Raw genomic sequence first — 12,868 nt, 5'->3', positions numbered from 1 at the left:
AAAATATACCTACTCAAGAACGGTTAGACAGCCATTTGCCTGTTTCGTAGACAGACTGATCCCGTGTTTCTGTAAAACATGGACTTAAATTCGATTTTCTTACGATATTACACCCGTGCGGGTAATTGTCGGATCTGTTCGAGTATCTGCCAAAACTCTTTTTGATAGAGACAGTGACTGCAGAGTCGAAAGATCAAGTAGCGACCGGAGTGAATCAACCTCCCGGCAATCTTGACGAGTCGAAGGCGGACCGTGTCCATGCGCAGCACTTTCTTCCTCATTGACTTGGGTAGGCAAAGTAAATGGAAGCCGACTTGAAAATTATTAGCGAGCACCCGGATCTGCAGTTTGGTTGCGTTCGCTTCAAAACGAGTGCTGCTCAACTGGTCAAAGGCAAAGCCTTGCTTACCTTCCTTGATCAAGTTCTCCATTGTGCCCCGGTTCTGATAGAACTTGACCACACGTTTAGCCGAAAGGCTCATGTTCGTGACAATAAATGTTGGCTGAAAAAACAGTTCCCCTTCGGGGCGCTCCAGTTTTACCACCACCCGACGGGAGGTGTCCCAGGAAGCGGCCTGATACGAAAACTCAGTGTAAAATATGGCGGAGGTACCGACTGGACAATGCTTCTTTTCTTGAAGTTTTTCTGCCAAGTTCTGCGCCTTTTCATTCAGTCTGTGATTGGCTTTCAGACGAATCGCATAAAAAACAGCTTTTTCCTCACACAAGGTATACAATCCAGGAACGGTGAATCCGCTGTCGCCACGGAGTACCAGATCCTGTCCGGGGACAAGCGAACGATAATGCTCCAGCACAGGTCGGATAAAGTCTACCACGCCGCGAGACGTATAGACATTACCGGAGCGCAGGTCAGCTTTTAGGCAAGCACCCGTCAATGAGTCAAACAGGAATAGAGGGTGGAATCCGTTGTCCTGGTAATGGGCATTGTAGGCAGATCCTTCTTGTTTCCCGGCTGTTTCGAAATTGGCTGAATCGACGTCAAGCACCATCTGCTGGCAGTTCCGTAAGGAAAAAAGCCGATCCAGATAAGCTTGATTGATGCTTTTCAGGGACGCAACCGTTTGCGCATCTACTTTTTGATTAACTCGGGAAAGAGTCGGTTGAGAAGCGAGACGATCTTTCCCAAGAAGTGTCGTAAAAATAGGCTCGGTACCGAGTTCATCGGCTTGATCATCCGTGTGATAGCCGGCTAAATGTTGGTAGATTTTTTGAATAATCGCATCAGCATTGGTATGACGTGTATGTGAAACGGAATCGTTAATGTTCAGTTGCTCATGAATAAGCTGACTGAGGCCTATTTTTTCATCAAATTCACGGTAGAGAAGCAAGCCGGAATCTGAGGAAAGTGCACCACCGGTAAAATTGATCTTGATCTTCTTATTGAATTGACACGACTTTTCCTCTACACTGAGCATATGAGGAACCTCCTTGTATGGTGTTGGTTTGGTCACCTATTATCATACAAAGGAATGGTTCCTTTTTCATTAACTTTTTTCACCTAATGGGTGAACAGTAAAGTTGCAAGTTACCCTTGTTCTCTCAGCGTTTATCGCCTCTCAGGTGTAGTACTGTGAATAATCCAGGAAAAAGTAGTGTCTAAGATTTAATAATAAATGGTTTGAAATCGTGTCGACAGGTATGCGATAATGCTACAAGAGATTTAAAAAGGAGTGGCTCACGGAAAAATGAGTGCATTGATCGACGAAATTAATCAACTGGCGCGTCTCTCAAGAGAGAGGCCGTTAACCATACAAGAAAAAAAACGACAGACGGAGCTTCGGCAACAGTATTTGAAAAATTTTCGTCAACGGTTTAAAAAGCAACTTTCTCAAATTAAGGTGGTTGATCCAAAAGGAAAGGACATCACACCGAAAAAAGCGAGAGCGTTGCGTGAATCATTTGATCAAGAGTAAGCACCCGTGTTTAATTTTCGGACGTTATTCTTTGAATGATGTAAGCGCTTATGCTATGATAAAATCAATTAAATAAGTGATCCACTAGGGGAGCGTTAAGCTGAGATTGACTTCGTCAAGACCCTTTGAACCTGATCCGGGTGATGCCGGCGTAGGGAAGTGGCTGATCGAAATCCAGCTTTTCACTCAGGGTGATCAACCGCTTTCATTACGAAAGCGGTTTTAATTTTGTCTTTATTAAGGAGTGTGATGGTATGGAGGGTATCTCAAATGCTGCAAGAAAGTTTAGCGATGATTTATGGAATAGGAGTTTCAATCATCCGTTTGTGCAGGGGATTAAGAATGGAACGTTAGCTTCTGATCAATTTCGCTTTTACATCAAACAAGATGCGTACTATGTGCGCGAGTTTGCCAAGCTTCACGGTAGGGCAGCAGCACAGACGGATGATGCACAAAGTGTTGCAAAGCTGCTTAAAATCGGACTGGGTTTGGCTGAAGGAGAACTGCAGCTTCATCAAAGTGTATTTCAGAAACTTGGAATCAGTGACCAGGAATGGAGGGCGTTTCAGCCTGCTCCAGATGCTTACGCCTATATCAGCCATCTCTATCATGTGGTAAGCAAAGGAAAGTTAGGGTATACGCTTGCCGCATTGATGCCTTGCCCTTGGCTCTACTATGAAATCGGACTGCAATTAAAAGATGCACGACCACAGGCAAAGATTTTTCAAGAATGGATTGCTGAATATAGCAGTGAGGACATAGAAAAAAATGTAGGCATTGAGCGGGAACTATGGGATGAGGTAAGTAAGAATGCAACGGAGTCCGAACGTCATGATATGATTCATATTTTCATGCAAAGCAGCTACTATGAACTTAAATTCTGGGAAATGGGTGCATCGTTAAATGATTGGTTGAAACAAGAAGGGGAGGAACGTGCCAATGATCTCAATTCAGCGATTCATTGATTTGATGCAGAAAGTAAGAGAACAAAAACCTTTATTACATGTTATTACCAACCGTGTGGCTATTAATGATTCAGCAAACGGTGCCCTTGCCGTTGGTGCATCGCCGATCATGGCCGAAGCCCATGAAGAAGTAGAATCGATTGCATCAATCAGCGGAGCTCTCGAACTGAATATAGGGAACCTCACTCCGTACTCCATTAAGAGTATGCTTCTTTCCGGACATGCCGCAAATCAGGCGGGTGTTCCTGTCGTTCTTGATCCGGTTGGAGCCGGTGCAACTGATTTTAGACTTCAAACGGTACAAAAGCTGCTAACTGAGCTGGACATTGCAATTATCCGCGGTAATGCTGGAGAAATCGCCGCACTTGCCGGTGAAAAGTGGGGAGCAAAAGGGGTCGATGCCGGTGAAGGGGATGGTGATCTATTGGCGATAGCAGAACGCGTTGCAAGCAAATGGTCCACCGTTGTAGCGGTATCTGGAGCTGTAGATACAATCACAGATGGGCAACAGACGTATTGTATACAAAACGGTCATCCGCTGTTTCCCTATATGACCGGTTCAGGCTGTTTAAATGGTGTTATTCAAGCTGCCTATGCTGCCGTTTCGTCAGATTATCTAGAGGCATCGGTTGCCGCCTCAATTAACTACGCAATTGCGGGTCAACTCGCCGGTGAAAAATGTGTCGGCCCCGGCTCGTTCCGTCAGCAATTAATGGATGAACTGTATTTGTTAAACGAAGATAAAATTCTTCACTATGCCGCTTTTGAAGAAGTGATGCATTCATGAGACCGCAGGTAGTAACAATTGCCGGAACAGACAGTGGTGGAGGAGCAGGCATTCAGGCTGACTTAAAAACATTTGAAGAACGGAACGTGTTTGGCATGTCGGTGGTGGTGGCGGTCACGGCGCAAAATACTAAGGGTGTTCAGGGGGTCTACCCCTTGCCTGTTGAAGCAATTGCTCAGCAAATGGAATCATTAGCCGATGATTTTAGCATATCTGCTGTTAAAACAGGCATGCTTGTCGATGCAGAACGGATTGAGATTGTTGCAGAGGGGATTTGCCGTTATGGCTGGCATCCTCTTGTTGTTGATCCAGTCATGGTCGCAAAGGGCGGAGCCTATCTTGTCGCTCCTGAAGCCATTGAAACACTCAGCCAAAAATTGCTGCCGCTTGCAGATTTAATTACACCGAATACTCCGGAAGCTGAAGTCTTGTCCGAGCTGACGATTCATTCGAATTTAGACCGTGAACATGCAGCAAAACAAATCATCAAACGCGGAGCAAAAGCGGTGCTGCTGAAAGGCGGCCATGACGAGGCAAATCCGGATACGGCACGTGATTGTCTTGTAACAAAGGATCAGACGATTTGGCTTGAAGCAAAGCGCATTCATACACCGCATACCCATGGCACCGGTTGCACGCTATCCTCTTTAATTACGGCAGAATTGGCTAAAGGCAATAGTTTAGAGGCAAGCATCCGCACTGCAAAACAGCTTCTGACACGTGCAATTGCTCAAGCACCCGAAATCGGCCATGGTCATGGGCCGGTTGCGCATTGGTCATTACGGGAGGACGGTGGCAAAAATGAGTGATGATTCACATTTAAATCAAGCACTAAAGCTATATTTTGTCATGGGATCGCAGGATGTGGGTCTTTATGATCCATTGACGACGCTGGAAATAGCACTGAAATCCGGAATCAGCTGCTATCAATGGCGAGAAAAAGGACCTCATTCATTGAAAGGAATGAAACGGATAGCGTTTGCTCATGATGCGCGTCAGCTCTGTGATCATTATCATGTTCCTTTTTTTATTGATGACGACGTGGAACTGGCCTTGGAGCTTGAAGCCGATGGCGTGCATGTTGGGCAAAAGGACGAGGGTGCACAATCAGTCCGGGACAGAATTGGAGCAGATATGTGGCTGGGTGTTTCTGCCCATTCTTTTGAGGAGGCTGAGCGTGCACGCGCCGACGGTGCTGATTATATTGGTATCGGTCCTTATAAGCCGACACAATCAAAAGCCGACGCGGAGTCGCCTGTAGGCAGTGAACTGTTCAAAGAGCTCACAAAAGGAGGCTACCCGTTGCCTATGGTTGCAATCGGGGGTGTAACACCAGATGATGTGCCCACCATTCTTTCAGCAGGTGCAGCAGGAGTCGCCGTGATATCAGCCATCTCAAAAAGTGCCGATCCTGCTAAAGCAGTGGACCGCTTTTTATCGGAATTGAATGTGTTTTGATTCTAATTGAAGCGTCAATTTGAGCAGAGCATTCGTTTTAGAAGAATGTTCTGCTTTTATTATTACTGTGTGACGCTAGGAGAAACCAAGGACTCTATCCACGAATTCAAGAATGAGCATGAGTTGATGCATGTAGAGAGCCCGTGTTGAGTGGCAGACTTAAATTAAAAAAACCTCCTAATTAGGAGGTGGAAGATTATTATCTCATTATTGAGCGACTTCTTGTTCTTTTTCGTAAGCAGTGATCTCATTTTCATAGGTCATGGTGATTGCGATCTCGTCCAAGCCCTTCAGCAACAGTTCTTTTTGATAAGGATCAACAGTAAAGGATTCATCGAAGCCCGGTGCTGATAGTTTCTGTTGCTTCAAGTCCACTGTGAGCCTGAATGTTTCTTGAGTCGCATGTTGAATAAGTTTGTTCACAAGATCAGCGCCAAGCCGAATGGCAAGAATACCGTTCTTTTGACAGTTATTATAAAAAATGTCAGCGAAGCTTGGCGCGATGATCACTCGGAATCCATAATCTTGAAGTGCCCATGGCGCATGTTCCCGCGACGAACCGCAACCGAAATTGTCACGAGCAACAAGAATGGATGATTGAGTATACTTTGGCTGATTGAGAACAAAATCTGTTTTTTTGTTTCCATTTTCATCGAAGCGCCAATTATAGAAAAGACAGGAGCCGAAGCCTTTTCGTTCGACACGTTTCAGAAATTGTTTCGGAATAATTTGATCTGTATCTACATTCGTACGATCAAGTGGACAGACGAGTCCTTCAAACGTTTGAAAGGGTTCCATTTTTAGTTCCTCCAAATCTATTTTTCATTATTTTATTGGGCAACAGCAAACGAACGGATATCAGCAAAATGGCCACTGATTGCTGCTGCTGCTGCCATAGCCGGACTTACAAGATGTGTGCGTGATCCGGTACCCTGACGTCCTTCAAAATTACGATTCGATGTCGATGCACAGCGCTTTCCTGCCGGTACAATGTCATCGTTCATTGCCAGGCACATGCTGCATCCGGCTTGACGCCATTCAAAACCGGCGGATTTAAAAATTTGATCTAAACCTTCAGATTCAGCCTGTTTTTTAATTGCATAGGAACCCGGTACAATCAATGCACGTACACCTTCATGGACATGCTTTCCTCGCGCGACTTCTGCAGCCTGGCGCAGATCGCTGATCCGGCTATTGGTACAGGAGCCGATAAATACAACATCAATTGGAATAGCGTGTATTGGTGTTCCCGGCTTGAGATCCATATAAGCGAGCGCTTTTTTTGCCGCCTGCCTTTTGTCTTCCGTGTCAAAGCTTTCCGGATCCGGAACCGTATCATTAACTGAAGCGCCCATTGAGGGGTTGGTTCCCCATGTGACTTGAGGCTCGATTTCAGCAGCATTGATTTCAATGGTACGATCGTAGGCTGCATCGTCATCGCTTGCGAGCGCCAGCCATTTCTGAGCAGCTTTATCAAACTTGGCTCCTTTTGGTGAGAAACGTCTGCCACGTAAATAGTCAATCGTGGTCTGGTCGGGACTGATTAAACCAGCTTTTGCGCCTGCTTCAATAGACATATTGCAAACGGTCATACGTTCCTCCATTGACAGATCCCGAATTGCTTCTCCCGTATATTCGACGATATGTCCGGTTCCCACTGAAATACCGTATTTAGCAATAATCGCGAGAATCAAATCTTTGGCACCTACACCGATTCCCAATTTACCATTGACCTTGATCTGCATCGTTTTCGGACGTTTCTGCCATAAGGTCTGAGTCGCAAGAACATGCTCCACTTCACTCGTGCCGATCCCAAAGGCGATGGCACCGAATGCGCCATGAGTTGAGGTATGGCTGTCTCCGCAGACAATGGTTTTCCCAGGCTGCGTCAGACCGAGTTGCGGACCGATGACATGAACAATGCCTTGATAAGGACTGTATATATCAGCCAGTTCAACCCCAAATTCCTTGCAGTTTTTTTGCAGCGTTTCAATTTGAATCTTTGAAACTGAATCTTTTGTTTCTCTGTTTTCTGATGTCGGGACATTATGATCGACGGTTGCAAATGTTCGATCCGGGCGTCTAACGGTTCGATGATTCATACGAAGACCTTCAAACGCTTGCGGAGACGTGACCTCGTGAACAAGATGAAGATCGATATAAAGTAAATCCGGTTTTCCGGCTTCTTTATGAATCAGATGCTGATCCCATATTTTTTCAATAATATTGCGGGGCTGCATATGTTGTTCCTCCTCGTAAAATGTTGGTTTATTAAGCAATCGTTGCCTTATTTATCTCGTTAATCACTCGATCAGTCATTTCCTCTGTATTTAACACTTTCTCATCCTGTTGCCCTGTCTGCAGATCACACGTACGGTAGCCCTGGTTCAGAACATCACGAACAGCCTCCTCAATTCGCGCTGCTTCTTGCTCCATGTCTAACGAATAGCGAAGGAGTAAGGCTGCCGACAAAATGGTTGCCAGTGGATTCGCTTTTCCTTGTCCGGCAATATCCGGTGCTGATCCATGAGCCGGTTCGTACAAACCGACTTTATCGGATCTGAGACTGGCAGAAGGCATCATGCCTAAGGAGCCGGTAATCACGGATGCTTCGTCGCTTAATATATCGCCGAACATATTCTCGGTGACGAGTACATCAAATTGGGCCGGATTGGTGATCAGCTGCATCGCCATTGAATCAACGAGCTGATGATAGACTTCTACTTCCGGGTAGCATTTTGCCGTTTCATTTACGACTTCACGCCACATTCGGCTGGATTCCAATACATTTGCTTTATCAATCGAAGTTAGCTTTTTACGTCTTTTCATCGCCAATTGAAAAGCCTTTTCGACAACCCTCTCAATCTCGAATTGGCTGTAGGCGAGTGTATCAACAACTTGTTCTTTATTTGTCCCTCGACGTTCGCTTGGACGACCGAAATAGAGACCGCCGGTTAATTCGCGTACGATGACTAAATCGACATTTTCAACGAATGAACGTTTGATCGGTGAGGAATGAATCAATGCCTGAAAGGCCTTTACCGGACGAAGATTGGCAAATAAGCCCATTGTTTTCCGGATGCCAAGCAGGCCTTGCTCCGGTCTCAACTTCATAGACTGCTGATTCCATTTTGGTCCTCCGACGGCCCCCAACAGGATCGCATCACACTGCTTGCATTGATCAATAGTGTCTTGAGGAAGCGGTGTTCCATAAGCATCAATGGCAGCTCCGCCTATTTTCTTTTCCACGAATCGGATCTTATTCCTGCTCTTGTCCAAGACGGAACGAAGGACGCGTACTGCAGATCCAGTAACTTCCGGACCAATGCCGTCACCGGGCAGAACAGTAATAGTTTTTGTCATTTGAATCAACTCTCTCTATCTTGAAATTGTTGGCTGTATTAACGCGCCATCGTTTTCTCATATTTGGAAAAAAGTGATCGAAAGTCATGATCTGTGAGTTGTTTTTTTTGATCTGCGAGGTTTTTAAACTCTCGAAAAGATTGATCAATCTGCTGATCTGTTAAATGAACACCCATTTCGATCGCCTTGTTTCTGAAAGCGTGGCGTCCGGAATGTTTGCCGAGCACGAGCGTTCCGGAATCAAGGCCGATCAGGGACGGTGAAATGATTTCGTAGGTTTTGGGATTCTTTAATACGCCGTCTTGATGGATCCCAGCTTCATGAGCAAAGGCATTGGCACCGACAACTGCTTTGGTGGCTGATACAGGGCTATTCATTAATTGACTGACCATTCTGCTCGTTTTTGCAATTTCATCAAGTTTCAGTTGGGTCTTCACTTTGTAAAAGTCTTGGCGAACATGAAGCGCGACACCGATTTCTTCAAGTGCAACATTACCGGCGCGTTCACCGACACCATTGACGGTGCATTCAATTTGTCGCACGCCTGCGTTAACAGAGGCAAGCGTATTTGCTGTGGCCATACCTAAGTCATTATGGCAATGGCAGGAAAGACGAACTTCATCGATGTTCGGCACATGCTTTTTAACATATTGAAACATTGTTGCGTATTCCTGAGGAGAGCAGTAGCCCACCGTATCCGGTAGATTAATAATTGAAGCACCTGCCTCAATTGCCGCTTGGACGACTCGTGACATAAAGGCATAATCACTGCGGGTGGCATCCTCACAAGAAAACTCAACCTGTGGAAAGTATTGGCGTGCATATCTGACCGATGCGGCTGCCGTTTCCATAACTTCTTCAGGCTTCATGCGCAGTTTATAGGTCATGTGTACCGGTGATGTTGCTATAAACACGTGAATGCGTGGATTTGCGGTCTGTTTCAGGGCTTCCCATGCCGCATCAATATCAGCCTTTTTTGATCGGGCAAGACCGGTAACAGTACTGTTTTTAACGATATTCGAGATGTTATGAACTGCTTTGAAGTCATCAGGCGATGCTGCGGGAAACCCGGCTTCAATGACATCCACATTCAGGCGTTCCAATTGCTGAGCCACCTGCACTTTTTCATGTTCATTCAGGCTGCAGCCTGGGGATTGCTCTCCGTCACGGAGTGTTGTGTCGTAAATTTCAACCTTTTCCATTTTCGTTCTCCTTTCCTTGAATTGTTTCTGTTTTGGTTTTGCGCATTTTTTTATAGTCAGAGAATCCGAAAATGCTGAATTCTCGGCGCATCGAAATAAATAAAAAAGTCCCTTCACTCCACGCACTAATCGCAAAAAACGATCAGATGCAGGGGTGAAAGGACTTGTATGGACTCATTTCACGGTACCACCCGGCTTTTCGATATTCTCATGAATATCGACTCAACGGCAATCCGATGATTCGGAATGTCTGTTTTGATAACAAGTGCGGTCACACTTGGCCGATTCTACTAAGATGCATTTCAAATCGGCGCTCAAAGGCGAGTACGCAATCAGCGAGGCTGCCGGATTCCACCATACTCCGGCTCTCTGCAAGCTTCTCATCTGATCGCTTTTTCCTTTTCATTGCTTTACTCATTCGTTTAAGTTGTCGTAAAAAATGTTTGTGCTCCCAATAATACAGAGATATATTTTTTTGTCAACAGTCTCTTTAGAAAAATAGAGCGTGCTTAATCATGAACGTTGGTTGTAACTGTTGACATGAATGCATTTCAATTCAAATGTAAAATTAAATAAAAGATTAATTGTTCTTGTGTTAAAAAATATTAACCACTTGTTTTTCAGAATGCTGTTGACAAATGTAAATTGCAAGGAGTAGACTGACACTACTCGAAAAAACGTTGTGAAAGGAAGCCTACCAATGAGCATGTTCCGTCGATTGCAAAACCTGCTAACTGAATTGTTGCAAGGGCTAGTTGATTTGCCGCAGCCTAACTTCATTCATTAGTAGGACACAGCAACCGTACGGAACGCAGCGGGAGGATTCGTGTCCTGTTCATGTTCTGTGTGGGACAAAAGATTAGTATTTACTACCCATTCATTCATGAATGGGTTATTTTTTTACACTTTTTTTGTCTTTTATGTGCAGAGAGGGGAGATATGCGGCAGAAAAACCGCAAATAGGAAGACTCATTTAGTTTTATTGAACAATTCAGAGAAAATCAGAGAGAGAATGATCGCTTAACAGGATGATCAAAAAAGAGAGGATGTTTGGTTATGAATTCGGAAGGTGCAGTAATCAGTCAAAAGGTACGAAGCAAACAAAAGACTAATGAAATGGAACAGGATCATTATTCAGAGCAGCAGAGACAGGAACTAGAAGCGCGCATTAATAATCTTCCCGTGACCAAAACGATGTATCGCATTTTCACATTAATCACCTTAGGAATGGTGCTTGATGGTTTTGACGTTTACCTGGCAGGAGGTGTTCTTGGGCAGCTCGTGCAAACCGGGTGGTCGTCGCTTGCACTGAACGCGACTTTTATTTCGACAACATTTATCGGCTTGTTTATTGGATCAATAATTACAGGTTTTATCGGAGACTGGAAAGGACGCCAGTTTGCCTATCAAATCAATCTATTAATCTTTGGATTGGCTTCGCTCGCAAGCTTTTTTGCACCGAATATGACCACACTCATCGTGCTTCGAGGAATCAGCGGCATAGGTCTCGGTGCTGAAATCGTCACGGGATTCGCTTTACTAGCAGAATTTGTGCCTGCCGGTTCACGTGGAAAATGGGTTGGCGGATTATCTGTATTTGCTAATTGTTCCGCCCCGATCGCTACCTTTCTCGGGTTCATGATTATTCCATCAATTGGGTGGCGATGGATGTTTGCAATTGCCGGTGTTCTCTCAATTATTGTCTGGTATTTCAGACGCAGTCTCCCTGAGTCTCCGAGATGGTATTTTTCTCAAGGAAAATTTAGAAAGGCGGAACAGATTGTCGAATTATTTGAGAAGGAGGCTGCGGAAAAAGGAATATGTGCTGCGCATTCAGATACAAATTCAGTTAATCAGATTGTTACAAAGCAGGGACGATATCGTGAACTATTTGGTAAAACAATGATCAGGCGTACCATTCTCGGATGTCTGATCTTGGCTGCGATCAACACCGCAGCGTATACTTTCGTCACATGGGTGCCGACGCTGCTCGTAAACAGTGGTATTACCGTTTCAAAATCGCTCGGCTATACAGCACTCATGATGATTGGTGCTCCAATCGGTGCGCTGATTGGCCGTATGATGGTTGATCGAATTGGTCGGAAATGGATAATTGTCTGCGCATTTGTTATGACGGCCGTTTTAGGTTACATTTACGCCTTCCAGCATCAACCGATTGCAATCATGACGGTTGGATTTCTTATGACGGTATGTCTCTATATTCTCATGGCTGTCGGACTTTCAATTTATGTGCCTGAACTGTTTTCAACGCAGATTCGTATGCGTGGGAATGGAACTGCTCAGGCTGTCGGACGACTTTTTACCATCGTGACGCCTTATGCAGTTGCTTGGCTGCTCATCAATCAAGGCATTCTCTCTGTATTTATTCTTATCGGTATTTTTCTTGCAATCGTTGCATTTTTAACAGTTATGTGGGGCCCAGAAACAAAGCTGCAAATTCTTAAATAACATGGAATCAGTAATGATTCGTTGTGATTATGAGCATTCATCGTTTAAGTTTTAAGCGGTGGATGCTTATTTGTGTTTAATAATGAAAGGAAAATCAAAAAAATTGAAGTTACTATTAATATTGTGTACAATTTAATTGTGAAAAATTAATAAGGCGGGATGTCATTGGAACCAGTGTTTTCTCTTCAAGATCATTTATGCTTTTCCATATATGCTTGCTCACGTGCAATCTCACGCATGTACCAGCCACTTTTAAAGAAGTTAGGAATTACTTATCCTCAATATCTTGTTTTACTCGTACTATGGGAAAACAGTGAACGTTCTGTGAAACAATTGGGTGAGAAACTGGAACTCGATTCCGGGACTTTAACACCGCTGCTCAAACGAATGGAAGGGAAAGGACTTATTCTACGGGAGCGTACTCAAGAAGATGAGCGAGTGGTGAACATCCATTTGACGAACCAGGGTACCGCACTCCAAAAAGAGGCTGTGTGCATTCCTTTAGCACTGGCACAATCAAGTGGAATGACGATGGAAGAGATACAAAAACTAAACGAGAAGATCAAAATATTGACCAACCACGTTGCTAATTTTAGTGAAAACAGACCAAGTGAATAATTTTTTTAACATAAAAATTTCGCGAAATTATATTTCGCAAAATTTAAGGAGGTGCTGCCTGCTAAAAATTAA

General features: G+C 44.5%; 13 protein-coding genes and 1 riboswitch. Of the genes, 7 read left to right on the top strand and 6 right to left on the bottom strand.

The features are described 5' to 3' along the window. Positions 1-107: 107 nt before the first annotated feature. Entirely contained in the window at positions 108-1,436 is a 1,329-nt protein-coding gene (locus NOM01_RS00065; protein WP_255745324.1) for an IS1380 family transposase, read from the bottom strand. A 270-nt stretch (positions 1,437-1,706) separates the two neighbouring features. On the opposite strand from NOM01_RS00065, the gene NOM01_RS00060 reads away from it, so the two are divergent. The 5 genes from NOM01_RS00060 (at position 1,707) to thiE (ending at position 5,144) form a co-directional block, all read left to right on the top strand. Beyond that, positions 1,707-1,934, top strand: coding sequence for a DUF896 domain-containing protein (locus NOM01_RS00060; protein ID WP_255745323.1), 228 nt, complete (start codon positions 1,707-1,709; stop codon positions 1,932-1,934). A gap of 76 nt (positions 1,935-2,010) precedes the next feature. Continuing rightward, positions 2,011-2,109: riboswitch (TPP riboswitch) on the top strand. 79 nt (positions 2,110-2,188) lie between these two features. Then, positions 2,189-2,899, top strand: coding sequence for a thiaminase II (gene tenA, locus NOM01_RS00055; protein ID WP_255745321.1), 711 nt, complete (start codon positions 2,189-2,191; stop codon positions 2,897-2,899). After that, positions 2,874-3,686: a hydroxyethylthiazole kinase gene (gene thiM / locus NOM01_RS00050; protein ID WP_255745319.1), complete on the top strand. Its 813-nt coding sequence runs from the start codon at positions 2,874-2,876 to the stop codon at positions 3,684-3,686. Before tenA ends, thiM begins: the two co-directional genes overlap by 26 nt. Then, positions 3,683-4,495 carry a bifunctional hydroxymethylpyrimidine kinase/phosphomethylpyrimidine kinase gene (gene thiD / locus NOM01_RS00045; RefSeq protein ID WP_255745317.1) on the top strand — a complete coding sequence of 271 codons (813 nt, stop codon included), beginning with the start codon at positions 3,683-3,685 and terminating at the stop codon, positions 4,493-4,495. The genes thiM and thiD overlap by 4 nt, the downstream gene beginning before the upstream one ends. Beyond that, positions 4,488-5,144, top strand: coding sequence for a thiamine phosphate synthase (gene thiE, locus NOM01_RS00040; RefSeq protein ID WP_255745316.1), 657 nt, complete (start codon positions 4,488-4,490; stop codon positions 5,142-5,144). Before thiD ends, thiE begins: the two co-directional genes overlap by 8 nt. A gap of 207 nt (positions 5,145-5,351) precedes the next feature. On the opposite strand, the gene leuD is transcribed toward thiE, so the two are convergent. From leuD to NOM01_RS00015, 5 genes are all read right to left on the bottom strand, one after another. Further along, positions 5,352-5,942 carry a 3-isopropylmalate dehydratase small subunit gene (gene leuD, locus NOM01_RS00035; protein ID WP_255745314.1) on the bottom strand — a complete coding sequence of 197 codons (591 nt, stop codon included), beginning with the start codon at positions 5,940-5,942 and terminating at the stop codon, positions 5,352-5,354. Between the two features lie 32 nt (positions 5,943-5,974). Beyond that, positions 5,975-7,384 carry a 3-isopropylmalate dehydratase large subunit gene (gene leuC, locus NOM01_RS00030; RefSeq protein ID WP_255745312.1) on the bottom strand — a complete coding sequence of 470 codons (1,410 nt, stop codon included), beginning with the start codon at positions 7,382-7,384 and terminating at the stop codon, positions 5,975-5,977. Positions 7,385-7,415: 31 nt separating this feature from the next. Then, complete coding sequence (gene leuB / locus NOM01_RS00025; RefSeq protein WP_255745311.1) at positions 7,416-8,507, bottom strand: 3-isopropylmalate dehydrogenase; 1,092 nt, start codon at positions 8,505-8,507, stop codon at positions 7,416-7,418. 38 nt (positions 8,508-8,545) lie between these two features. Then, the gene (locus NOM01_RS00020; protein ID WP_255745310.1) at positions 8,546-9,709 is read right to left on the bottom strand and encodes a 2-isopropylmalate synthase; all 1,164 of its coding nucleotides are present in this window, start codon (positions 9,707-9,709) and stop codon (positions 8,546-8,548) included. 271 nt (positions 9,710-9,980) lie between these two features. Continuing rightward, positions 9,981-10,115 (bottom strand): hypothetical protein, encoded by a 135-nt coding sequence (locus tag NOM01_RS00015; RefSeq protein ID WP_255745308.1) that lies wholly within the window; start codon positions 10,113-10,115, stop codon positions 9,981-9,983. 650 nt (positions 10,116-10,765) lie between these two features. Here NOM01_RS00015 and NOM01_RS00010 point away from each other — a divergent pair. Next, on the top strand, positions 10,766-12,178 hold the full coding sequence (locus tag NOM01_RS00010) for an MFS transporter (RefSeq protein WP_255745307.1): 1,413 nt from the start codon (positions 10,766-10,768) through the stop codon (positions 12,176-12,178). A 159-nt stretch (positions 12,179-12,337) separates the two neighbouring features. Next, entirely contained in the window at positions 12,338-12,796 is a 459-nt protein-coding gene (locus tag NOM01_RS00005) for a MarR family winged helix-turn-helix transcriptional regulator (RefSeq protein ID WP_370645880.1), read from the top strand. Positions 12,797-12,868: the final 72 nt, after the last annotated feature.

The sequence above is a fragment of the Sporolactobacillus sp. STSJ-5 genome (genome assembly GCF_024385605.1).
Taxonomy (GTDB): Bacteria; Bacillota; Bacilli; order Bacillales; family Sporolactobacillaceae; genus Sporolactobacillus.
This window is presented reverse-complemented; position numbering and strand designations above follow the sequence as displayed.